A 21,722-nucleotide genomic window follows, 5' to 3' on the forward strand; every position below is an offset into this window, starting at 1 on the left:
GGGCCATGCCCGCCGTGCCGGGCTCAGGGCGCCTGCTGGGTCGAGGGATCGAGGATGCGGTGCAGGTGGACGATGAAATAGCGCGTCTGGGCGCTGTCCAGCGTCTCGCGCGCCTTGACCAGCCAGGCCTGGTAGGCCGAGGCATAATCCGGGAAGAAGCCCACCACGTCCAGCCTGGCGAGGTCCTTGAAGGTCACCTGGTCGACATCGGTGAGTTCGCCCCCGAAGACGAGGTGCAGGAGCTGCTGGTCGGGTTTGGCGGGGGTCTTGGTCATCATGTCCTCAGGGCTAGTCCGTTGAGCGCCGGGCAGCGCTCAATGCTTCGATCAGCGCCGCGTGGCGCTTCGCACCTGCAGCAACGAGGCCTTGCTGCCACGGCTCAGGCCGATTGTAAATGTATCCTTCGCCGGAGGAGCCGGAAACCCGGCCGCCGGCCTCCGCGACCAGCAATTCGCCCGCCGCCAGGTCCCAGTCATTGCGCCTGCCGATGGAGACAGCCCCGTCGAGGCGGCCCGCCGCCACATGGGCCAGGCGCAGCTGGAGGGGCAGCGCGCCCGAGGGGTCGGGGGCGATTCCGAGATCGGCGAGGCTGGCCAGTGCCTTGCGGTTTCCGGCGATATGGGCGCCTGCGAGCGAGGCCGGATCGGCCAGGGCAAGGCGGGTGCCGTTGAGCAGGGCGCCCCCGCCTGCCGTGGCGGTGAAGAATTCATTATGGCGCGGGGTGAAGACGGCGGCGAGCACCGGGCGGCCCTTCACCGCTAATGCGGCCGCCACGCACCATTCCCGGCGCCCCTCGAGGAAGGCGCGGGTGCCGTCGATCGGATCGATGATCCACAGCCGGTCGCGGGCCATGCGGGCTGCGGGCTCGTCGGGGGTTTCCTCCGACAGCCAGCCATCATCGGGGCGTGCCGCGCGCAGGCGCTGCTCGAAGAGGGCGTTGATGGCGAGGTCGCCCTCGGTGACGTGGCTGCCGTCAGGCTTTGTCCAGTGCCTCAGGTCCTTCTTGCGGCCGATGGCAAGGCCCAGTTCGCCCGCCTCGCGCACCACGTCGCAGAGCAGGTCGGCGTCAGACACCGGCAATGGTCAGGCCTTCGACGAGGCAGTTGGGAGCCGATACCGAGGAACGGAACTCGAGGTTCGAGGCGGGCCGGATGGTGCGGAACATGTCCTTCAGGTTTCCGGCGATGGTGATCTCGCTCACCGGGAAGGTCAGCTCGCCATTCTCGATCCAGAAGCCGGAGGCACCGCGGCTGTAGTCGCCCGTCACGTTGTTGATCGAGGAGCCGATGAGTTCGGTGACGTAGAGGCCCTGCTTCAGCGACCTGATCTGGTCCTCCGGCGTTTCCGTGCTCGCGGGCAGGAAGACGTTGGAGGTCGACGGCCCGCCGCGCGAGCCCTGGCCGGTGGGGGCGAGCCCGAGCTGGCGCGCCGCGCGCAGATCGAGGATCCAGCCCGTGAGCACGCCCTGGTCGATGAGGTTGCGCCTGTGGCAGGCCAGGCCTTCGCCGTCGAAGGGGCGCGAGCCGTGGCCGCGCAGCATGTGCGGGTCCTCGACGATGGTGATGTGGGGGCCGAAGATCTGCTGGCCCATCGCATCCTTGAGGAAGGAGGTGCCGCGCGCGATGGCGGCACCATTGATGGCGCCGAGCAGGTGGCCGATGAGGCCGGAGGCGACGCGGCGGTCATAGATCACCGGCACCGACTGCGACTTCACCTTGCGCGGGTTGATGCGCTCCACCGCGCGTTCGCCCGCAGTGCGGCCGATCACCTCGGGCGCGCGCAGGTCGACGAAGTGGACGGCGGAGGAATAGTCATAGTCGCGCTGCATGGCGAGGCCCTCGCCGGCGATGGCCGACATGGAAACACCCACACCCGTGCGCCGGTAGCCTTGCGCGAAGCCGTTGGAGATGACGATGCCCACCGAGGTCTCGGAGCGCGAGGCGCCTGCACCGGACGACTTGCTGACGCCCTTCACGGCCAGACCCGCCGCCTCGGCGCGCTTCGCCAGCTCTTCGAGCTTTGCCGGATCGGGCAGGTCGGTGGCGGCGAGGTCGAGTTCGGGGATCTCGGTGGCCAGCTGGTCCGGATCGGCGATCCCTGCATGGGGGTCGGGCGGGGCGAGCTTCGCCATGCGCAGCGCATTCTCGGCGAGGCGGTGGATCGCCTCCTTCGTCAGCACGCTGCCGGAGATCGAGGCGGAGGACTTGCCGGCGAAGACCTTGAGCGAGATGTCGCGGGCTTCCGACTGCTCCACCTTCTCGATCCTGCCGTCAAGCACGGAGATTTCGGTGGAGCGGCCATCGGCGGCCACGGCATGGACGGCGTCGGCGCCGAGTTTCCGGGCATGAGCCACGGCGAGGCCGGCCAGGTCGAGGAGATCGTCGGTCATATGAGGAGTGAATCCAGGAGGAAGCCGAAACTGATGATGAGGCCAAATATGCGGTTTGACCGGAAAAGTTCAAGGCAGCGCGGGCCATTGTCGGGCGCGAAGCGGGCGAGCTGCCAGGCTGCCTGCAGGGCTGCGGCGGCAACCCCCACATGGGCGATGATCGAACCGCCCGCCAGCCACGCCGCGGCATCGATCAGGGCAATGGCAAGGGCGAAGAAGACGGCCAGCCACCACAGCGACCGGTCGCCGAACTTCAGCGCGGTGGACTTGAGGCCGATCAGCGCATCGTCCTCCTTGTCCTGGTGGGCGTAGATCGTGTCATAGGCCAGCGTCCAGCTGACGCCGCCGGCATAGAGCAGCAGGGGCGCGGGCGACAGCGTGCCGTGGACAGCGCTCCAGCCCACCAGCGCGCCCCAGTTGAAGGCCAGTCCCAGCACCGCCTGCGGCCAGTAGGTGATGCGCTTCATGAAGGGATAGACGGCGACGACGAGAAGCGAGGCCGCACCCGTCACCACGGTGAACCAGTTGAACTGGAGCAGGATGACGAGGCCGAGCAGGCAGAGCAGCACGAGGAAGGCCAGCGCCTGCTTCACGCTCACCTGCCCCGCCGGGATGGGGCGCAGCCTGGTGCGCTCGACGCGGCCGTCGAAATTGCGGTCGGCGATGTCATTGAGCGTGCAGCCCGCGCCGCGCATGATGATGGCGCCGACGAGGAAGAGCAGCGCATACCACGGGCTCGGCAGGCCGCCGCCATTGGCGATCTGGCCCAGCGTGAGGCCCCACCAGCAGGGCAGCAGGAGCAGCCACCAGCCGATCGGCCGTTCGAGCCGCATCAGCCGCGCATAGGGCCGCGCCCAACCCGGCAGCGCACGGTCGGCCCAATGGTCCGGCAGCGCGTCGGCGATGCGGGTTTCGGGGTGGCCGGCCTTGCTCATTCTTGATTTCTGGCTTCGCTCATGGCGGCGGTGTACACCGGGCGCACCATGAAGACCACCCCTCGCCTCCACCTCGACGCGGAGCTCGGCCACCAGCGGGAGATCGCGCTGGAACGCGAGCAGGCGCATTACCTCGCGGGCGTGCTGCGGCTGTCCGCCGGCGACCCCGTCTCGGTGTTCAATGCGCGCGACGGGGAGTGGCTGGCCTATCTGACCGAGGTCACCAGGAAGGGTGTCCGCATCCGCTGCGAGCGGCAGGTCTCGGCCGTGATGCCGCCGCCGGACATCGACTATTGCTTCGCGCCGCTCAAGCATGCGCGGCTCGATTATGTGGTGCAGAAGGCCACCGAACTGGGCGCGCGGCGGCTGAGGCCCGTCATCACCCGGCGCACCATCGCGGAGCGGGTGAACCTCGAGCGCATGACGGCCAATGTCATCGAGGCGGCCGAGCAGTGCAACCTGGTGTTCGTGCCGGAGGTGCATGAGCCGGTGAAGCTGCCAAAGCTGCTGCTGGAGTGGGAGAAGGACCGCGCGCTGGTCTATTGTGACGAGACGGCAACCATCGCCGATCCGCTCGCGGCGCTGAAATCGCTTCGATCGCCCGCGGCGGTGCTGATCGGGCCCGAGGGCGGCTTCACCGATGACGAGAAGGTGCTGCTGAAGTCGCTGCCCTTCGTCACGGCCATTTCACTGGGGCCGCGCATCATGCGGGCGGACACGGCGGCGGTGGCGGCGCTGACGCTGGTGCAGGCCGTGCTGGGCGACTGGCATCACAAGCCCTGATGGGCCCATTCCGAATCTTCGCTTGCCGGATGGAGGCCCGCCGCCTACATCCTCGGACACAATTTTGACAGGATCGACCCCGTGAGCGGACCCGCCCCCGACAGCCCCAAGGCGCGCATGCCCATCGAGACCAAGGCCCAGCTCATCGAGGAACTGGCCTCGGGTTCCAAGCCCAAGGCGGAATGGAAGATCGGCACCGAGCACGAGAAGTTCCCCTTCCTCACCGACACGCTGCAGCCGGTGCCCTACCACGGGCCGCGCTCGATCAAGGCGCTGCTCGACGGCCTCAAGGACCGCTATGGCTGGACCGGCGTCTATGAGGGCGAGAACATCATCGCATTGTCGGACCCCAATGGCCTCGGCAACGTCTCGCTCGAGCCGGGCGGCCAGTTCGAGCTTTCCGGTGCGCCGCTCGATACGGTGCATGACACCTGCGAGGAGGTGCATGAGCACCTGACACAGGTGCGCGAGGTGGGCGACAGGCTGGGGATCGGCTTCCTCGGGCTGGGCGCCTCGCCGCTGTGGAGCCTCGCCGAAACCCCCGTCATGCCCAAGGGCCGCTATGGCATCATGGCGCCCTACATGGACAAGGTGGGTACCAAGGGCCGCGACATGATGTTCCGCACCTGCACGGTGCAGGTGAACCTCGACTTTGCCTCGGAAGCCGACATGGTGAAGAAGCTGCGCGTGTCGCTGGCGCTGCAGCCGGTCGCAACGGCGCTATTTGCCGACTCGCCCTTCCTCGACGGCAAGCCCAATGGCTTCCTGTCCTATCGTTCGGAGGTGTGGCGCGACACCGACAATGCCCGCGCCGGCATGCTGCCCTTCGCCTTCGAGGATGGCTTCGGCTTCGAGCGCTATGTCGATTATGCGCTCGACGTGCCGATGTATTTCGTGATGCGGGATGGCAAGTACATCAACACGTCGGGTGAAAGCTTCCGCGCCTTCCTCGATGGCCGGTTGCCGCAGCTGCCGGGCGAGAAGCCGGTGATGAAGGACTGGGCCGACCACCTCACCACCATTTTCCCCGAGGTGCGGCTCAAGAAATACCTCGAGCAGCGCGGTGCCGATTCCGGCCCGTGGCGCCGCCTCTGCGCGTTGCCCGCCCTGTGGGTGGGGCTGCTCTACGAACAGTCCTCGCTCGATGCCGCCTGGGACCTGGTGAAGGACTGGACGGCGGAGGAGCGCCAGAAGCTGCGCGACGACGTGCCCCGGCAGGCGCTGCACGCGACGATCCGTGGACGGAAGGTCCAGGACATCGCCAGGGAAGTGCTGGCGATCGCCCGCGCCGGACTCGAGGCGCGCGGCAGGCACGGCTGCAAGGGCAAGACGGAGGCCGCCTTCCTCGACCCGCTGGACGAGATCGCGCAGAGCGGCAAGACGGCGGCCGAGAACCTGCTCGCCCTCTACAATGGCGACTGGCACCAGGACGTGACACGGGTGTTCCGCGACTTCGCCTATTGACGAAGCTGACAACTGGAAAGCCGGTCGCTATAAATCCTTCAGGCACCACCGCGGCATCCAGCCGTCCGGGCAGGAGGGGTTCCAGACGTGCAGGACGATCGCGAGCTGCTCCGCGAATATCGCGAGACGCGCCAGGCCCTGTCCGAGCTGGCGGCCATCTACAATGACGCGCCCGTGGGCCTTGCCGTCGTCGGCGCCGACTTCCGCTTCCAGCGCATCAACAACCGGCTTGCCGAACTGAACGGCGTTGCCGTCGAGGACCATATCGGACGAACCATCCGCGAAGTGGTGCCGAAACTCGCCGACATCGGCGAAAGCCTGGTGCGCAAGGTGGTGGAAACGGGTGAGTCGATCCTGAATCTGGAGATCGAGGGCGAAACGGCCGCACAGCCGGGCGTGCGCCGGAGCTTCCTCGAGCACTGGTCGCCGATCCGCGACGAGGAGGGCCGCGTTATCGCCGTCAACATCGTGGCCGAGGAAACCACCGCGCAGAAGCGCGCCGTCCGCGCGCTGCAGGCCAGCGAGGCCACGGTGCGCAACGTGCTGAACTCGATGGGCGACGCCTTCCTCGTCCTCGACAGGGAGTTCCGTGTCACGCTGGTCAACAGCGAGGCAGCGCGCATCAGCGGCAAGACACCCGAGGAGATGGTGAAACGCCCGTTCTGGGAGCTGTGGCCCGACGTCGTCGGCTCGCCCTTCGAGGCGATGCTGCGCGACGTCATGAGGGACAAGCTGCCGGGCCTGCTGGAATATCACTGCGCGACCGCGACGCGTGCACTGTGGCTCGACATTTCCGCCTATCCCACCTCGGATGGCGTGGCCATGTTCTACCGCGACATCAGCACGAGGAAGGAGGCGGAGGACCAGCTGCGGCGCAGCGAAAGCCGCCTCGAGACGGCGCTGCGGGCCGGCAAGCTCGGCGTCTTCGAAGTCACCTACCGGCCGCAGATGCACTACTACTGGGACAGCACGGTGCGGCAGATCTGGGGCCTCGGGCCCGAGGACGAGGTCACCGACGCCGTCTACTGGGACTCGCTTCACCCGGAGGACAAGCCCCGCATCATCGCCGTGGGCGAAGAGATCATGGCCAGGGCGGCGCCCCGGCGCATCGATTCGCAATACCGCATCATCCGCTGGTCGGACGGCGCGGTGCGCTGGGTGAATGTGGCGCTCGACATCATCTGCGATGCGCAGGGTCCCTACAAGATGATCGGCACCATCCAGGACATCACCGAGCGCAAGGCGGCGGAGGAACATGCGCAGCTGCTGATGCGCGAGATCAACCACCGCTCCAAGAACCTTCTCGCCGTGGTGCAGGCCATCGCCCAGCAAATGGCAAAGACCAGCGACATCGAAACCTTTCCGCAGCGCTTCGCCGAAAGGCTGGCGGGGCTCGCCTCGTCACAGGACCTGCTGGTCAGGAACTACTGGAAGGGCGTGCCGCTGCGCGAACTCGTCGCCTCGCAGCTGTCCCACTACCAGCACCTGATCGGCGGCCGCATCCTGCTGCAGGGGCCGGAGGTGCGCATCGCGCCCGGCGCGGCGCAGAACCTCGGCATGGCGCTGCATGAGCTTGGCACCAATGCCGCCAAGTACGGCGCCCTCTCGGGCGACAGGGGCGAGGTGGTGATCGCCTGGCAGCTGGCGCCCGGCGCGGAGGGGGAAAAGGACTTCGTTCTGAGTTGGACGGAGCGCAACGGGCCGCCGGTCACGCCGCCGACGCACAAGGGCCTTGGCTCCTTCATCGTGATGCGGCTGTTCAAGCATGCGCTCAGCGGCGAGGTGACCCAGGACTTCGCGCCCGACGGCGTCTGCTGGTCGATCCGCGCCTCCGCCGGCTCGATCCTCGAGGGCGACTGAGGCTATTCCGCCGCGATCATGCCGGGGCTGAGGTTGCCGAGGCTTTCCGCCACGTGGCGGGCCAGCGCATCGACCGCCGAACTCGCCCGGCCGGGCTTGCGCATCAGGCCGATCTGGAACTCGCCCAGCGACGGGAACCCGTCCTTCTCGGTCAGCACGCGCATGCCGGGGCGCACGCACATTTCAGGGACGGCGCCGACCGCCAGGCCCGACTGAACGGCGGCATTGACCGCGTTGGAATTGGGGCTCGAATAGGCGACGCGATACTTGCGGCCGGTCTTGTCCAGCGCGGCAAGCACGGTCGAGCGCCACTCGCAGCCGGCATGCGAGATGGCGAGCGGCATGACCTCGAGCAGATGCGTCGAATGGCGCGCCGAGGTGACCCAGACGAGCGGCTCGCGGCGCACCGGCTCATCGGTCTTGACGTTGCAGCCGAAGGTGACGAGTGCGAGGTCCATCTCGCCGCGCTTGGTGCGCTCGAAGAGAACGGAGGTGTTGAGGCAGTCGACGTCCACCGTCACCAGCGGATGGGTGCGCGCGAAGCGGGCGAGGATTTCCGGCAGGTAGCGGTCGGCATAATCGTCCGGCGTGCCGAAGCGCACCGTGCCGGTGAGTTCCGGGCGCTTGAAGGTGGCCACCGCCTCGTCGTTCAGCGCCACCAGGCGGCGGGCATATTCGACCAGCCTTTCGCCATCGGGCGTGAAGCGGCTGGCCCGGCCGTCGCGCGCGAAGAGCGGGCGGCCCAGGAGTTCCTCCAGCCGCTTCATCTGCATCGAGACGGCGGACTGGGTCTTGTTCACCTCCTCGGCGGCGCGGGTGAAGCTGCCGGTGTCGGAAATGGCGAGGAAGGTCTTGAGGAGGTCGATGTCGAGATTGGGGATCATGGCAGCGCATCCATCACTGATCGTGATCGTTACTATAAAATACATTCGTTGGATAAATCAATGGGCCTCGTGCATTCTGCAACCATCGCAAGACGGAAACGGCAGACACGGCGGGTGAGGAATGGTCCTTCCCGTCCACGAGGAGGATTTTGCCATGAGAGACTATGCCCTGCACCGCGCCGAAGCCTCGGAAGCCACCGGCAGCCTGGCGCTGCTGTGGACCGTCATCCGCAACTGGCGGGCCCGGCGCGCCGTGGCGCGACTGGACGCGCTGGATGACTTCCTGCTGCACGACATCGGCGTCACCCGCACGGAGGTGCGCTGGGCCGCCGGCCTTCCGCTCACCGTCAATGCCGCGCTGGAACTGGAGGAGCAGGCCACCCGCCGGCGGCGGCGCGGACAGTGACGAGTTCACTTGCCGAGGTTGCCCAGAATCTCCTTGAACACGTCCTCGACCGAGGCGCTGGCCGTGCGGCGGCGGGCGGGGGTCCGGCTGCGGCCTGAGGTCGTCCGCCGCTGGGTACGGCTGCGGGAATAGGTGGTGCGCCGCCGCCGCGTAGAGGCGGTGAGCTTCTTCGTCAGAGCCGAGACGATGCCGGCAATGATGGCCGCGATCAACGCGCTGAAGAAGCCCTGGCCGCTGGCGGCCCCCGCTGCGGGCAGCGGCCCCGCTGCAAGCGCGAGTGGCCTGTTGGCCTGTGCCAGCGCGGCCACCACGGCGGTGGCGGAAAGGGGTGCGAGCTTCGCCAGTTCGCGCTCGGGGAGGCTCGCATCCGCCGCACGCAATGCCGCCATGGCCGCACTGCGCGAGCCGAAGACGTCATCGAGGATGGCATTGCCGTCGGAGACGGCCTCGGCACCGGTCAGTGCCTCGGCATCCTCCAGCGGATTGCTCGCGCCATTGTCTGCGATGAGATCGAGGAGGGACTGGAACAGCTCCTCGTCCCTGGCGGCCCTCGCGTGCAGCCGTTCGGCGATGGCGGGGCAGAGCCTGCCCATCGCCTTCTGCGTCTGGCCCGCATCGAGGTCTACGCTGCGCGCCACGAGCGCGTAAAGCCGGCCGCCCTGGGCCTGGTCCAGCATGCTCATGAGGCTCATCGTGCGGCTCCCGTTTCGCTGCGCCGCACGATGTTATAGGCGGTGATCACCGATGCAATGCCGAAGATGACGGAGCCCGCCGCCGTTCCCGCCAGCAGTCCTTCCGGCCCGCCCAGCCTTGCGCCGATGATGGCGAAGGGAATGGTGCCGAGCGTCGCCTTGCCCCAGTTGAACCAGCTCGACAGCGCCGCGCGGCCGAGATTGTTGAAGGCCGCATTGGCCACGAACTGCCCGCCCGCGAAGGCCCAGCTGATGCCGATGAAGGTGCAGAAGAAGACCACGAGATCGCGCGAGCGGCCGGCCGCATTGAAGGCCTCGGCGATCTGGTGGCGGAACAGGAAGAGCAGGAACGAGGTGGCGAGCGTGTAGAGGCCCGCGAAGATCAGCCCGTCCGTCAGCGTGCGGCGTACCCGGTCATGGCGCTTGGCGCCGTAGTTCTGGCCGATGATCGGCCCCACCGAGCCCGCCAGCGAGAAGATGATGCCGAAGGCCACCGGAACGAGCCTGCCGACGATGGCGAAGCCCGCCACCGATTGATCGCCGAAGGGCGCGATCTCGTAGGTGATGTAGGCATTGGCGAAGGGCTGGGCGAGCTGCGTGAGGATGGCCGGGAAGGCGATGGCCCAGAGCGGCGGGAAATCCCGCCTGAGGCCCGAAAGCCGGAAGGGGTTGATGTAGCGGTGCACGCGGACGACGCCGTGGAGCCCGATGCCGAAGGACACGACATAGCCCAGCACGGTGGCCGCCGCCGCCCCCTGGATGCCCCAGCCCAGCCCGAAGATGAAGACGGGGTCGGCACAGGCGGTGACGAGTGCCGTGGAAAGCGTGATGTACATGGCGCGCCGCGCATCGCCGAGGCCGCGCAGGATGAAGGAGCAGCAGATGGCGCCGGCGATCAGCACATAGCCGGGCGACAGCGTCCAGATGAAGAGCTGGGCGAGCCGTTTCGCCTCGCCCGCCGCACCGAGCAGCGAGAGGAGTGCGCCGCTCCCCAGGTCGATCGCCAGCGTGATGGTGGCCGAGGTGATGAGCGAGAACAGCAGGGCGCTCGTCGCGAATTCCTTCGCCCGCGCCTGGTCGCCCGCGCCGACGTTGCGCGCCACCAGGGCGGCGGCGGCAATGCCGCAGCCGATCGACACCGAGAGGTTGGAGAACACGATGGTGCCGGCATAGCCGATGGCGGCGGTCACTTCCGTGTTGTCGAGCAGCGAGAGAAAGAACAGGTCGACGAGGTCGACCATGAACAGCGCCATGAGGCCCACGGCACCGGTGAGCGTCATCACCACAACGTGGCGCATGATGGAGCCGGTGACGAAGGGGGCCGGACGCCGTCCTCCGCCCGCGTGGCTCATGCGGCGAGACCCATGGCGCGCAGTTCGGGCAGCAGCTGCTCATGACTGACGAAGTGGTGGCCCCTGAGGCCCGCCATGCGCGCGCCCGTCACGTTCGATTTCTTGTCGTCGATGAACCAGCAGCGCGCAGGGTCGGTGCCCATGCGCTCCATCAGTTTCGTGAAGCTCTTGGGATCCGGCTTCTTCAATCCGAACTCGAAGGAATGGTAGTGCTCCGCAAAGATTTCAGCACAGGCGGGGAACAGGTCATCGAGTGCGGCCTTGGTGAGCGGGCCGTTGTTGGAATAGATGGCGATGCGGGTCTGGCCGCCGATCGATTTCGCCAGCGCCAGCATGTCGGGCCAGGGCTGCATGGCCTCGCGCCGCGCCGCCACCCACTGCGCGCGGGTAAGCGGGAAGCCGAGGCGGCTCGCGAATTCCCGGAGATAGTCATCGGGATCGGGGTAGCCGCCTGAATCCGCCGCATCCTCGAAGCCCGAATCCCAGATGGCGGCGCGGATGTCGCGCGGTGTCTGGCCGGTGATGCGGGCAAGCGCCCTCAGCCTGCGGCCGAGGTCGTAGCGGCACAGCACGTCGTCCATGTCGAAGATGACGGCCTCGGGCTTCATGTGCCTCAGGCAGCCGTGCCGCCGACGGTGAGCCGGTCGATGCGGAGCGACGGCTGGCCGACACCCACCGGAACCCCCTGGCCCTGCTTGCCGCAGGTGCCGATGCCTGAATCGAGCGCCATGTCGTTGCCCACCATGGAAATGCGGGTGAGCGCATCGGCCCCCGCGCCGATCAGGGTCGCACCCTTCACCGGCATGGTGATCCTGCCGTCCTCGATCAAATAGGCCTCGGTGCAGGAGAAGACGAACTTGCCGGAGGTGATGTCCACCTGGCCCCCGCCGAAGGACTTGGCGAAGAGCCCGCGCTTGATCGAGCGCTGGATCTCCTCCGGGTGCCGGTCGCCCGAGAGCATGTAGGTGTTGGTCATGCGCGGCATGGGCGCATGGGCATGCGACTGGCGGCGGCCATTGCCGGTGGGGGCGACGCCCATGAGGCGGGCATTCATGCGGTCCTGCATCAGGCCGACGAGAATGCCGTCCTCGATCAGCGTGGTACAGTTGGACGGCGTGCCCTCGTCGTCGATGGTGATGGATCCGCGGCGGTCCGGGAGCGTGCCGTCATCGACGATGGTGACACCCTTGGAGGCCACGCGGCTCCCCAGCATGCCGGTGAAGACGGAGGTCTTCTTGCGGTGGAAATCGCCCTCGAGGCCGTGGCCCACGGCCTCGTGCAGCAGGATGCCGGGCCAGCCGGGTCCGAGCAGCACATCCATCTCGCCGGCCGGTGCGGGCCGCGCCTCGAGCGACACGAGGCTCTGGCGCAGCGCCTCCTGCGTGGCGGCCATCCAGATGTCATCGGTGAAATAGGACAGGGGCTCGCCGCGGCCGCCGAGCCCATGATGGCCCTGGCCCTGTTCCTTGCCATCGGAAGACACCACCGCCACGTTGAAGCGCGCCAGTGGCCGCACGTCCCGGTAGCGGGAGCCATCGCCGCGCAGGATCTCGACGGCCTGCCAGTCGGCCGACATCGAAACCGAGACCTGCTTCACGCGCGGGTCGAGGCTCCGCGCATAGGCGTCGACCTTCTGCAGCAGCGCGATCTTCTCGGAAAAGCCCATGGCCGCGGAGGGGTTGGCGTCGGAATAGAGCTTGCGGTTGGTGCGCTCCGGCGCCACGGCATGGCTGACCGCGCCGCCCGTCGCCACGGTGCGGCAGACCTCGGCGGCGCGGCGCAGCGCGGCGATCGAGAGGTCGGTGGCATGGGCATAGGCGGCAGTCTCGCCCCTCACGGCGCGCAGGCCGAATCCCTGGCTCTCGTCGAAGCTCGCCGATTTCAGTTTGCCATCGTCCCAGACGAGGCTCTCGGTCTGGCGCTTCTCGACGAAGAGTTCGCCGTCCTCCGCCCCCTTCAGCGTGTCGGCAACGATGGTTTCGGCCTGGCTGCGGCTGAAATCGTCGGACTCAAAAAGCGAAACGGGGGCTGTTGCGGGCACGGTGTCACCTGTCAGTCAGAGGCTGTCTGGGCCAAGATAGGTGAGCGGCGCACATTCTGCCAGAAATGAAAAGGGCCGTTCCGGCGGAACGGCCCTCGACCTTCGGGACAGAAGCGTCGGGTTACTTGGGCGCGCTGGCCTTGTCGAGCGCCGCGAGCGAGGCCGAGAAGCCCTCGAGCGACAGCTTCATCGGCAGGCCGATGCCCGGCGCCTCGTAGATGATGAAATTGGCCGCCTTGCCCTTCTTCATCTTGCCCAGCGTGTCGGCGCTGGCTTCGGCGAAGGCCATGCAGATCTGCGGCATGCAGCGGGTGAAGGGCACGCGGCCGACGGCATTGCCATCGATCTCGAGGGCGACGCCGGTCGGCAGGAACACGCCGATGGGGGCGATGACGCGCATGTTGTAGAGCGCCTTGCCGTTCTGCTTGGTGCTGACGATGACCAGGGTGAGCGAGGCCTTCGGGTTCTTCTCGCTGCGGGTCACCTGGATCATGCCGCACTGGCGGCCGGCGGGCTGGCCCTCGACGGCCGGCACGTCCTCGCACTGCACCTTCCACTGGCCGTTCTCGGCAATGAGGTCGATCTTCGGGGCCGGCTGCTGCTGGCCGGGCTGGGCCTGCTGCTGGTTGCCCTTCTTGGCGCGCGGGCCGAACTGCGGCTGGCCCTGCTGGTCGCCCGCGGCGGGAGCCTGCTGCTGCGTGTCGTCCTGGGCGGCGGCGATGCCGGGCAGGCCGAGGCTGAGCGCCAGGCCAAGGGAGGTGAGGGCGAGCAGGTGGCTCAGCTTCATGTTAATTCGCACGGAGTTCTACCTTCTGGTTCCCGATTCGGCGGGTTTAGCGCCGCGGGGTGGCTTGCACAACCGCCATTCGCGGCAATTTCTGCCGTTGCGCTGCATGCTTGCCGGGTTGACGGCGGGCGGTTTCGGGGGGAATTGGGGCGGAATTCCGGTTGCGGCCGGGGCGGACCACGGCACGACGTTTTGCCGCGCCTGCCCAAAGTTGCGGCGGACGGTCGAATGTGGTTCACAATCGATGTTTGGAGTGGGGGCTCCAAGGGACAGCTATGGCCCCCGCAACCTTGCGCGAAAGCCGCAAGGCGTTGATGAGAGAGGGTGACGATGAAGTTTCGCAACACGTTGACGGCAGGACTTGCCCTTGCGGCAGGAATCGCGGGCGCCCCGGCGGCCTGGGCGATTGATGGCTATGCGCATCCCTGGCAGATGGGGCTGCAGCCCGCCAACTCGCCCTCGATGGACGGCATCCACACCTTCCACAACGGCCTGCTGCTGCCGATCATCACGGTGGTCGTGCTGGTGGTGCTGGCCCTGCTGCTCTACGTGATGGCCAAGTTCAACGCCAAGGCCAACCCGGTGCCCTCGCGCACCACGCACAACACCATGATCGAGGTGGTCTGGACGGTGGTCCCCATCCTCATCCTCGTGGTCATCGCGGTCCCCTCGTTCCGCCTGCTCTATCTGCAGCGCGACATTCCCGCCGCCGACATGACCATCAAGGTCATCGGCAACCCCGGCTGGAACTGGACCTATGAATATCCCGATCTCGGCCTCAACGACGATGGTTCGGCCAAGGTGTCCTTCACCGCCTCGCTCGACGACAAGGCGCGCGACATGAAGACGGCGGAGGAGGCCAACATCCCCTACTTGCTCAAGACCGACTATCCGGTCGTCGTGCCGGTGAACAAGACGGTGAAGCTGATCGTCACCTCGGACCCGGATGGCATCATCCACTCCTGGACGATCCCGCAGTTCGGCATGAAGATCGACGCCATCCCCGGCCGCCTGAACCAGGACTGGTTCCATGCCGAGCGCGAGGGCGTGTTCTACGGCCAGTGCTCGGAGCTCTGCGGCAAGGACCACGCCTACATGCCGATCGAAGTGCATGTCGTCCCGCAGGCCGAATATGACACCTGGGCCAAGACCGCCCAGACCGCCGGCCTCGACGAGGCCTACAAGTATCTCGCCAGCGCAGAAGCCGCCGACGGCCAGCTGGCTCAGAAGTAATCGGGAACGAGGCAAAAAGAATGGCACACGCAATCGCTGCGCACGAAGACCACCCGACGGGCTGGAAGCGCTACGTCTATTCGACCAACCACAAGGACATCGGCACGATGTACCTGTGGTTCGCGATCTTCGCCGGCATCATCGGCGGCATCTTGTCGATCGTCATGCGCATGGAACTCGCCGAGCCCGGCATCCAGTATTTCCAGGGCCTCGCCACCATGGTCTACGGCACGCCGGCGGATGCCGCGATCGATGCCGGCAAGCACATGTACAACGTGTTCGTGACGGCGCACGGCCTGCTGATGATCTTCTTCATGGTCATGCCCGCCATGATCGGCGGCTTCGGCAACTGGTTCGTGCCGCTGATGATCGGTGCGCCCGACATGGCCTTCCCGCGCATGAACAACATTTCCTTCTGGCTGCTTCCGCCCGCGCTCGGCCTGCTCATCATCTCGATGTTCGTCGAGGGCCCGGCCGGCGGCTTCGGCGTCGGCGGCGGCTGGACCATCTATCCGCCGCTGTCCACCACCGGCCAGCCCGGCCCCGCCATGGACTACGCGATCCTGGCGCTGCACATCGCCGGCGCCTCGTCGATCCTCGGCGCCATCAACTTCATCACCACCATCTTCAACATGCGCGCCCCCGGCATGACGCTGCACAAGATGCCGCTGTTCGTGTGGTCGGTGCTGGTCACGGTGTTCCTGCTGCTGCTGTCGCTGCCGGTTCTCGCCGGCGGCATCACCATGCTGCTGACCGACCGCAACTTCGGCACCTCGTTCTTCGTGCCGTCGGCGGGTGGTGACCCGGTGCTGTTCCAGCACCTGTTCTGGTTCTTCGGCCATCCGGAAGTCTACATCCTCATCCTTCCGGGCTTCGGCATCATCTCGCAGATCGTGGCGACCTTCTCGAAGAAGCCGGTCTTCGGCTATCTCGGCATGGCCTATGCCATGGTGGCGATCGGCGTCGTCGGCTTCATCGTGTGGGCGCACCACATGTATACCGTCGGCCTGGATGCCGACACGCAGGCCTACTTCGTCGCCGCCACGATGATCATCGCGGTGCCGACGGGCGTGAAAATCTTCTCGTGGATCGCCACCATGTGGGGCGGCTCGATCGAGTTCCGCGCCCCCATGGTGTGGGCGCTGGGCTTCATCTTCCTGTTCACCGTGGGTGGTGTGACGGGCGTGGTGCTGGCCAATGCCGGTGCTGACCGCGTGCTGCACGACACCTACTATGTCGTCGCCCACTTCCACTACGTGCTGTCGCTGGGCGCGGTCTTCGCCATCTTCGCAGGCTGGTATTACTGGTTCCCGAAGATGACCGGCTACCTGTACAACGAGACCATCGCCAAGGCGCATTTCTGGATCATGTTCATCGGCGTGAACATGGTATTCTTCCCGCAGCACTTCCTGGGCCTCTCGGGCATGCCGCGCCGCTACATCGACTATCCGACGGTGTTCGCGGGCTGGAACCAGATCTCGTCCTATGGTTCCTACCTCTCGGCCATCGGCGTCCTCGTGTTCCTCTACGGCGTGTTCGATGCCTATTCGAGGAAGCGCCAGGCCGGCGACAATCCGTGGGGCGTGGGTGCGACGACGCTGGAGTGGACGCTCTCCTCTCCCCCGCCGTTCCACCAGTTCTCCACCCTGCCGGTGATCAAGTAACCGGACGGACAACAGGATGAGCGACATCAACGCCCAGATCGCCGAAGCCCCGGCCGCCGTCGCAGGCGGCCAGGGGACGGTGAAGGACTATTTCGCGCTGCTGAAGCCGCGGGTGATGTCGCTCGTCATCTTCACCGCCTTCGTGGGCATCATCGCCGCCCCCGGCACGCTGCACCCCTGGCTCGCCTTCGTGGCGCTGCTGGCGATCGCGGTGGGCGCGGGCGCGGCCGGTGCCCTCAACATGTGGTATGACGCCGACATTGACGCGGTGATGAAGCGCACCGCGAAGCGCCCCGTCCCCGCCGGTGCCGTCACCCCGTCGGAAGCGCTGGGTTTCGGCATGGTGCTGGCGGTTGGTTCCGTGCTGGTGCTGGGCCTGCTGGTCAACGTGCTCGCCGGCGCCCTTCTGGCCTTCACCATCTTCTTCTACATCGCCATCTACACCATGTGGCTGAAGCGCCTCACGCCGCAGAACATCGTGATCGGCGGTGCGGCCGGTGCCTTCCCGCCCATGGTCGGCTGGGTCTCGGTCACGGGCTCGATCGACCTCGGCTCCATCGCGCTGTTCCTCATCATCTTCACCTGGACGCCGCCGCATTTCTGGGCGCTGGCGCTGTGGAAGAAGATCAACGCGGACTATTCCAATGCCGGCGTGCCGATGCTGCCGGTGGTGGCCGGCACGGATGAGACGCGCCGCCAGATCCTGCTCTATTCGCTGCTCCTGTTCCCGGTGACGCTGTTCCCCGCGCTCACCGGCACGGTGGGCTGGCTTTACCTCGTTGCCAACATTGCACTGGGTGTGGTCTTCATCTGGCATGCGTGGCGGGTCTACCGCATCCGCGAGGGCCAGGAAGCGGAGATCGCCTGCAAGAAGCTCTTCGGCTTTTCCACCATGTGGCTGTTCATCGTCTTCGCGCTGATCCTGGTGGAGCGCGCCATCGGCCTTCCCAGCTTCGCGCCGGTCTTCGGATGAAGGATGCCATGACCAACCAGCCCTTCGGCCCCGAGGACATGGCACGCCGCAAGAAGCGGGCGCTGGCCATGGCGCTGATCCTCGTGGCACTCGCCGTGCTGTTCTTCGTCACCACCATCGTGCGCCTCGGCGGCTCGGTGGCGATGCGGAGCATGTGATGGCCAAGACCCACCGCAACACCCGCGTCGTGCTGATGTCCACCGCCACCGTGGTGGCGATGGTGGGGCTCACCTTTGCCTCGGTTCCGCTCTACCGGCTGTTCTGCCAGGTGACGGGCTTCGGCGGCACCACGCAGCGCGCGGACGCCGCGCCCCGGCAGGTGCTCGACAAGATGGTATCGGTGCGTTTCGACGCCAACACCTCCGGCAAGCTCGAATGGGCCTTCCACCCGGTGAAGCCCGCGGTGAAGGTCAGGTTCGGCGAGCAGGAGATGGCCTATTACGAGGCCGTGAACCGCTCCGACAAGACGCTCACCGGAACCGCCGTGTTCAACGTCACGCCACCGCAGGCGGGCGCGTACTTCAACAAGATCCAGTGCTTCTGCTTCACCGAGCAGACGCTGAAGCCCGGCGAAAAGATCGAGATGCCCGTGACGTTCTTCGTCGATCCGGACATGCTGAAGGATCCGGACGCGGCGGGCGTCGATGAAATCACCTTGTCCTATACCTTCTATCCGGTGGACAAGCCCAAGGCTGTGACGGAGGCCAAGACAGCGGCCCCCGCCAGCGTCGCGAATTAAGGAGTAGGGGATATGGCTGACGCTCACGCTAAGAATCACGATTACCACCTGGTCGACCCGAGCCCGTGGCCGTTCGTCGGCTCGGTTTCCGCCTTCGTGCTCGCGGTCGGCGCCGTCACCTGGATGCACGGGTCCAACCCGGCGATCATGATCATCGGCCTGCTCGGCGTGCTCTACACCATGTTCATGTGGTGGCGTGACGTCATCATCGAGGGCAACCAGAACCACCACACGCCGGTGGTGGCGCTGCACATGCGCTATGGCATGCTGATGTTCATCGCCTCCGAAGTGATGTTCTTCGTCGCCTGGTTCTGGGCCTTCTTCGACGCCAGCCTGTTCCCCGGCGAGGCCATCCAGGCCTCGCGCGCGGCGGCCACCGGGGGCGTCTGGCCGCCCGAGGGCGTGGTGATCTTCGATCCCTGGCACCTGCCGCTGGTCAACACGCTGATCCTGCTCACCTCGGGCACCACGGTCACCTGGGCCCACCATGCGCTGCTCAACAACGACCGCAAGGGCCTACAGATGGGCCTGCTCGCCACGGTGCTGCTGGGCCTGCTGTTCACCGCCATCCAGGCCTATGAATATGCCCATGCCGCCTTCGCCTTCAGCCGCGACCATGGCGGCAACATCTATGGCTCGACCTTCTTCATGGCCACGGGCTTCCACGGCTTCCACGTCATCATCGGCACCATCTTCCTGCTCGTGTGCCTGATCCGCGCCTCGCGCGGGGCCTTCACGCCGAAGGCGCATTTCGGCTTCGAGGCGGCGGCCTGGTACTGGCACTTCGTCGACGTGGTGTGGCTGTTCCTGTTCGCCACCGTCTATATCTGGAGTTCGGCGGGCGTGATCATTCCGGAGCATTGATCCGCCGTCCCTGCTAGAATGGGGCCGCAGCGGTTCACCCGCTGCGGCCCCTGTGCTTTTCGAGGCTGCCATGAGCGAGAATTATTACCCCGACCTGTCGCCCCTCAAGACCGGCATCGCCGGCACGTGCCCGCGCTGCGGCCGGGGAAAGCTGTTCGACGGCTATCTCACCCTCGCCGAGAAGTGCCGGAGCTGCGGCCTGTCCTATGAATTCGCCGATGGCGGCGATGGCGCGGCATGGTTCGTCATGCTCTTCGTCTGCGTTGCCGGGGTGGGGTCGATCCTCGGCGTCGAGGCCGCCTACAGCCCGCCCTACTGGGTGCATGCGCTGATCGCCGTTCCGGTGCTCATCGTGCTGCCGCTGCTGCTGCTCCGCCCGGTCAAGGGCGTGCTCATCAACCAGCAGTGGAAGGCCGATGCGCGCGAGGGGCGGCTCGGCAAATGATCCGCCCGCATCAGCGCCCGCCGCGCATCTGGCCGGTGGTCATCGCCACCCTCGCCGGCTTCGCCATCCTCATGGCGCTGGGCGCCTGGCAGGTGAAGCGGCTGGCCTGGAAGGAAGCGCTGCTCGCGCAGCTCGCGGCCAATGCCGCCGCCCCGCCGGTCGATCTTCCCACCGCCTTCAACATGTCGCGGGCCGGCAGCAACGTGGAGTTCGTGCGCGTCACCTTTACCGGCACCTACAAGACCGATGCCTGGATGAAGATGCTGTCGAGCTACCAGGGCGGCCAGGGCTGGACCATCCTCGAACCGGCCGCCAGCAGCGACGGCTGGGCGGTAATCGTCGACCGCGGCAAGCTGCCCGGCCAGCGGCTGGAGCATTTCGACCAGCCCGCTGGCCCGCAGCAGATCGAGGGCGTCATCCGCACCCATCCTTACGGCCAGGGCTTCTTCGACCCCGCCAATGACCCCAAGGGCAACATGTGGTACTGGTGGGACGTCAAGGCCATGCTGGCAGCCAGCGGCCTGCCGGCCGAGCTCCGGCCCTTCCCCTTCATCGTGCAGCTGCTGCCCTCCGCCACCACGGCGGAATTCCCCCGGCCCGAGGAGCCCAAGGCCGACCTCGCCAACAACCACCTGGGCTATGCCATCACCTGGTTCGGGCTTGCCGCCACGCTGCTGGGGGTGGCGGGCTTCTACATCTACGACCTGAGGCGGCGGCGCCGGAACTGGGACGCCGGACGGTGAGGGAAACCATCGCTTGATGGGCCGGTAGGGCAGGGCTAAAGCTGCCCCGAATTGCTTGAGGGGTCACGGCCTTGCGTTATGTGTCGACCCGGGGCGAGGCCCCGGAACTCGGTTTCGAAGACGTTCTGCTCACCGGTCTCGCCCGTGACGGCGGTCTCTATGTGCCCGCCGTCTGGCCGGAACTTTCCAGCCGCGCCATCACCCAGCTCCAGGGCAGGAGCTATGAGGATGTGGCCTTCGCGGTGATGCACCCCTTCATCGGCGGCGCCATCCCCGATGACGAGCTGAAGCGCATGATCGGCCAGGCCTATGCCAGCTTCGGCCACCCCGCCGTGGCGCCGCTCAAGCAGCTCGACGACAACCAGTTTCTGCTTGAGCTCTTCCATGGCCCCACGCTGGCCTTCAAGGACGTGGCGATGCAGCTGCTCGCGCGGCTGATGGACTGGGCGCTGGCGCGGCGCCGCACCAGGGCCACCATCGTCGGCGCCACCAGCGGCGACACCGGCGGTGCGGCGATCGAGGCCTTCAAGTCCTCGCACCATGCCGCCGTCTTCATGATGCATCCGCATGGCCGTGTCTCGGAGGTGCAGCGCCGCCAGATGACGACTGTCGAGTCCCCCTCGGTCCACAACATCGCCATCGAGGGCAATTTCGACGATTGCCAGGCCATCGTGAAGGCGCTGTTCAACGACCACGCCTTCCGCGACCGTGTGGGGCTTGCGGGCGTCAACTCCATCAACTGGGCGCGCATCATGGCGCAAACGGTCTATTACGTGACCGCCGCGCTGTCGCTCGGTGCCCCGGGCCGCGCCGTGAGCTTCTGCGTGCCGACAGGCAATTTCGGCGACATCTTCGCTGGCTTCGTCGCCAAGCGCATGGGATTGCCCGTCGACCGCCTGGTGATCGCCACCAACGTCAACGACATCCTCGACCGCACGCTGAAGACCGGCCGCTACGAGCAGCGCGGCGTGAAGGCCTCCACCAGCCCGTCGATGGACATCCAGATCTCGAGCAACTTCGAGCGCCTGCTGTTCCTGGCCTATGGGCGCGATCCCAATGCGGTGCGTCACCTGATGGCGGGACTTGCCCAGTCCGGCAGCTTCACGATCGGTGACCGCGAGCTTGCGCAGATCCGCCACGAGTTCGGCTCCGGCGCGACCGATGAGGCAGAGACGGCGCTGACCATCCGCCAGACGTTGGCGGAGACGGGCGAGCTGCTCGATCCGCACACGGCGGTGGGTTATGCCGTCGCGCGCAAGGCGGAGGCCTCGGCCAGCCCGATGGTGACGCTCGCCACCGCGCACCCCGCCAAGTTCCCCGACGCCGTCGAGAAGGCTTGCGGCATCCGCCCCGGACTGCCGCCGCGGCTTTCCGGCCTGCTGACGGCGAAGGAACGGTTCACGGTATTGCCCAATGACGTGGGCCGCGTGCGCGACTTCATCCTGTCGCAGCAGCAGGCGTGAGAGCA

Annotated in this window: 23 protein-coding genes; 13 read left to right on the forward strand and 10 right to left on the reverse strand. The window is 66.8% G+C overall.

Annotated features, from left to right (window positions below; translation table 11 throughout):
- Nucleotides 1-23: 23 nt before the first annotated feature.
- The 4 genes from DK847_RS16205 to ubiA are packed head-to-tail and all read right to left on the reverse strand — an operon-like array spanning nt 24 to nt 3,324.
- Entirely contained in the window at nt 24-275 is a 252-nt protein-coding gene (locus DK847_RS16205) for a DUF4170 domain-containing protein (RefSeq protein WP_111199698.1), read from the reverse strand.
- A 13-nt stretch (nt 276-288) separates the two neighbouring features.
- Nucleotides 289-1,074, reverse strand: a complete 786-nt coding sequence (locus tag DK847_RS16210) for a 3'(2'),5'-bisphosphate nucleotidase CysQ (protein WP_245414645.1) — start codon at nt 1,072-1,074, stop codon at nt 289-291.
- On the reverse strand, nt 1,067-2,389 hold the full coding sequence (locus tag DK847_RS16215) for a TldD/PmbA family protein (protein ID WP_111199580.1): 1,323 nt from the start codon (nt 2,387-2,389) through the stop codon (nt 1,067-1,069). The genes DK847_RS16210 and DK847_RS16215 overlap by 8 nt, the downstream gene beginning before the upstream one ends.
- A complete protein-coding gene (gene ubiA / locus DK847_RS16220) occupies nt 2,386-3,324 on the reverse strand; it encodes a 4-hydroxybenzoate octaprenyltransferase (RefSeq protein ID WP_111199581.1) in 939 nt (312 codons plus the stop codon). The genes DK847_RS16215 and ubiA overlap by 4 nt, the downstream gene beginning before the upstream one ends.
- Before the next feature lie 48 nt (nt 3,325-3,372).
- Here ubiA and DK847_RS16225 point away from each other — a divergent pair, with 48 nt between their 5' ends.
- The 3 genes from DK847_RS16225 (at nt 3,373) to DK847_RS16235 (ending at nt 7,431) form a co-directional block, all read left to right on the forward strand.
- Nucleotides 3,373-4,107, forward strand: a complete 735-nt coding sequence (locus DK847_RS16225) for a 16S rRNA (uracil(1498)-N(3))-methyltransferase (protein ID WP_111199699.1) — start codon at nt 3,373-3,375, stop codon at nt 4,105-4,107.
- Between the two features lie 117 nt (nt 4,108-4,224).
- Nucleotides 4,225-5,571, forward strand: a complete 1,347-nt coding sequence (locus DK847_RS16230; protein ID WP_111199700.1) for a glutamate--cysteine ligase — start codon at nt 4,225-4,227, stop codon at nt 5,569-5,571.
- 87 nt (nt 5,572-5,658) lie between these two features.
- On the forward strand, nt 5,659-7,431 hold the full coding sequence (locus tag DK847_RS16235) for a PAS domain-containing protein (RefSeq protein ID WP_111199582.1): 1,773 nt from the start codon (nt 5,659-5,661) through the stop codon (nt 7,429-7,431).
- Between the two features lie 2 nt (nt 7,432-7,433).
- On the opposite strand, the gene DK847_RS16240 is transcribed toward DK847_RS16235, so the two are convergent.
- The gene (locus tag DK847_RS16240) at nt 7,434-8,315 is read right to left on the reverse strand and encodes a LysR substrate-binding domain-containing protein (protein WP_111199583.1); all 882 of its coding nucleotides are present in this window, start codon (nt 8,313-8,315) and stop codon (nt 7,434-7,436) included.
- A 154-nt stretch (nt 8,316-8,469) separates the two neighbouring features.
- On the opposite strand from DK847_RS16240, the gene DK847_RS16245 reads away from it, so the two are divergent.
- Nucleotides 8,470-8,721 carry a YjiS-like domain-containing protein gene (locus DK847_RS16245; protein WP_111199701.1) on the forward strand — a complete coding sequence of 84 codons (252 nt, stop codon included), beginning with the start codon at nt 8,470-8,472 and terminating at the stop codon, nt 8,719-8,721.
- A 5-nt stretch (nt 8,722-8,726) separates the two neighbouring features.
- Here DK847_RS16245 and DK847_RS16250 read toward each other — a convergent pair whose 3' ends face one another.
- The 5 genes from DK847_RS16250 to DK847_RS16270 form a co-directional block, all read right to left on the reverse strand.
- Nucleotides 8,727-9,413 carry a DUF937 domain-containing protein gene (locus DK847_RS16250; protein WP_111199584.1) on the reverse strand — a complete coding sequence of 229 codons (687 nt, stop codon included), beginning with the start codon at nt 9,411-9,413 and terminating at the stop codon, nt 8,727-8,729.
- Nucleotides 9,410-10,765, reverse strand: a complete 1,356-nt coding sequence (locus DK847_RS16255; RefSeq protein WP_111199585.1) for an MATE family efflux transporter — start codon at nt 10,763-10,765, stop codon at nt 9,410-9,412. The genes DK847_RS16250 and DK847_RS16255 overlap by 4 nt, the downstream gene beginning before the upstream one ends.
- Entirely contained in the window at nt 10,762-11,373 is a 612-nt protein-coding gene (locus DK847_RS16260; RefSeq protein WP_111199586.1) for an HAD family hydrolase, read from the reverse strand. Before DK847_RS16260 ends, DK847_RS16255 begins: the two co-directional genes overlap by 4 nt.
- 5 nt (nt 11,374-11,378) lie before the next feature.
- Nucleotides 11,379-12,806 (reverse strand): metalloprotease TldD, encoded by a 1,428-nt coding sequence (tldD, locus tag DK847_RS16265; RefSeq protein WP_111199587.1) that lies wholly within the window; start codon nt 12,804-12,806, stop codon nt 11,379-11,381.
- Nucleotides 12,807-12,927: 121 nt separating this feature from the next.
- A complete protein-coding gene (locus DK847_RS16270; RefSeq protein ID WP_111199588.1) occupies nt 12,928-13,593 on the reverse strand; it encodes an invasion associated locus B family protein in 666 nt (221 codons plus the stop codon).
- Between the two features lie 330 nt (nt 13,594-13,923).
- Between DK847_RS16270 and coxB the strand changes: the two genes are divergently transcribed.
- From coxB to thrC, 9 genes are all read left to right on the forward strand, one after another.
- Nucleotides 13,924-14,826, forward strand: a complete 903-nt coding sequence (gene coxB, locus DK847_RS16275) for a cytochrome c oxidase subunit II (RefSeq protein WP_111199589.1) — start codon at nt 13,924-13,926, stop codon at nt 14,824-14,826.
- Nucleotides 14,827-14,846: 20 nt separating this feature from the next.
- Nucleotides 14,847-16,490, forward strand: coding sequence for a cytochrome c oxidase subunit I (gene ctaD / locus DK847_RS16280; protein ID WP_111199590.1), 1,644 nt, complete (start codon nt 14,847-14,849; stop codon nt 16,488-16,490).
- A gap of 16 nt (nt 16,491-16,506) precedes the next feature.
- The gene (locus DK847_RS16285) at nt 16,507-17,463 is read left to right on the forward strand and encodes a heme o synthase (protein ID WP_111199591.1); all 957 of its coding nucleotides are present in this window, start codon (nt 16,507-16,509) and stop codon (nt 17,461-17,463) included.
- Between the two features lie 8 nt (nt 17,464-17,471).
- Nucleotides 17,472-17,621, forward strand: coding sequence for a hypothetical protein (locus tag DK847_RS20805; protein ID WP_193548208.1), 150 nt, complete (start codon nt 17,472-17,474; stop codon nt 17,619-17,621).
- On the forward strand, nt 17,621-18,202 hold the full coding sequence (locus DK847_RS16290) for a cytochrome c oxidase assembly protein (protein ID WP_111199592.1): 582 nt from the start codon (nt 17,621-17,623) through the stop codon (nt 18,200-18,202). Before DK847_RS20805 ends, DK847_RS16290 begins: the two co-directional genes overlap by 1 nt.
- A 12-nt stretch (nt 18,203-18,214) precedes the next feature.
- Entirely contained in the window at nt 18,215-19,066 is an 852-nt protein-coding gene (locus DK847_RS16295; protein WP_111199593.1) for a cytochrome c oxidase subunit 3, read from the forward strand.
- A gap of 70 nt (nt 19,067-19,136) precedes the next feature.
- Nucleotides 19,137-19,511 carry a DUF983 domain-containing protein gene (locus DK847_RS16300; RefSeq protein WP_111199702.1) on the forward strand — a complete coding sequence of 125 codons (375 nt, stop codon included), beginning with the start codon at nt 19,137-19,139 and terminating at the stop codon, nt 19,509-19,511.
- A complete protein-coding gene (locus DK847_RS16305) occupies nt 19,508-20,254 on the forward strand; it encodes an SURF1 family protein (RefSeq protein ID WP_111199594.1) in 747 nt (248 codons plus the stop codon). The genes DK847_RS16300 and DK847_RS16305 overlap by 4 nt, the downstream gene beginning before the upstream one ends.
- A gap of 71 nt (nt 20,255-20,325) precedes the next feature.
- Nucleotides 20,326-21,717: a threonine synthase gene (thrC, locus tag DK847_RS16310; RefSeq protein WP_111199595.1), complete on the forward strand. Its 1,392-nt coding sequence runs from the start codon at nt 20,326-20,328 to the stop codon at nt 21,715-21,717.
- Nucleotides 21,718-21,722 lie beyond the last annotated feature (5 nt).

The organism is Aestuariivirga litoralis, assembly GCF_003234965.1.
GTDB classification, from domain to species: domain Bacteria; phylum Pseudomonadota; class Alphaproteobacteria; order Rhizobiales; family Aestuariivirgaceae; genus Aestuariivirga; species Aestuariivirga litoralis.

Coding starts and splice junctions, on each gene's coding strand:
- DK847_RS16205 (WP_111199698.1), bottom strand. CDS start 275: ATGACCAAGACCCCCGCCAAACCCGACCAGCAGCTCCTGCACCTCGTC.
- DK847_RS16215 (WP_111199580.1), bottom strand. CDS start 2,389: ATGACCGACGATCTCCTCGACCTGGCCGGCCTCGCCGTGGCTCATGCC.
- ubiA (WP_111199581.1), bottom strand. CDS start 3,324: ATGAGCAAGGCCGGCCACCCCGAAACCCGCATCGCCGACGCGCTGCCG.
- DK847_RS16225 (WP_111199699.1), top strand. CDS start 3,373: ATGAAGACCACCCCTCGCCTCCACCTCGACGCGGAGCTCGGCCACCAG.
- DK847_RS16230 (WP_111199700.1), top strand. CDS start 4,225: ATGCCCATCGAGACCAAGGCCCAGCTCATCGAGGAACTGGCCTCGGGT.
- DK847_RS16240 (WP_111199583.1), bottom strand. CDS start 8,315: ATGATCCCCAATCTCGACATCGACCTCCTCAAGACCTTCCTCGCCATT.
- DK847_RS16245 (WP_111199701.1), top strand. CDS start 8,470: ATGAGAGACTATGCCCTGCACCGCGCCGAAGCCTCGGAAGCCACCGGC.
- DK847_RS16250 (WP_111199584.1), bottom strand. CDS start 9,413: ATGAGCCTCATGAGCATGCTGGACCAGGCCCAGGGCGGCCGGCTTTAC.
- DK847_RS16255 (WP_111199585.1), bottom strand. CDS start 10,765: ATGAGCCACGCGGGCGGAGGACGGCGTCCGGCCCCCTTCGTCACCGGC.
- DK847_RS16260 (WP_111199586.1), bottom strand. CDS start 11,373: ATGAAGCCCGAGGCCGTCATCTTCGACATGGACGACGTGCTGTGCCGC.
- DK847_RS16270 (WP_111199588.1), bottom strand. CDS start 13,593: ATGAAGCTGAGCCACCTGCTCGCCCTCACCTCCCTTGGCCTGGCGCTC.
- coxB (WP_111199589.1), top strand. CDS start 13,924: ATGAAGTTTCGCAACACGTTGACGGCAGGACTTGCCCTTGCGGCAGGA.
- ctaD (WP_111199590.1), top strand. CDS start 14,847: ATGGCACACGCAATCGCTGCGCACGAAGACCACCCGACGGGCTGGAAG.
- DK847_RS16285 (WP_111199591.1), top strand. CDS start 16,507: ATGAGCGACATCAACGCCCAGATCGCCGAAGCCCCGGCCGCCGTCGCA.
- DK847_RS20805 (WP_193548208.1), top strand. CDS start 17,472: ATGACCAACCAGCCCTTCGGCCCCGAGGACATGGCACGCCGCAAGAAG.
- DK847_RS16290 (WP_111199592.1), top strand. CDS start 17,621: ATGGCCAAGACCCACCGCAACACCCGCGTCGTGCTGATGTCCACCGCC.
- DK847_RS16295 (WP_111199593.1), top strand. CDS start 18,215: ATGGCTGACGCTCACGCTAAGAATCACGATTACCACCTGGTCGACCCG.
- DK847_RS16300 (WP_111199702.1), top strand. CDS start 19,137: ATGAGCGAGAATTATTACCCCGACCTGTCGCCCCTCAAGACCGGCATC.
- DK847_RS16305 (WP_111199594.1), top strand. CDS start 19,508: ATGATCCGCCCGCATCAGCGCCCGCCGCGCATCTGGCCGGTGGTCATC.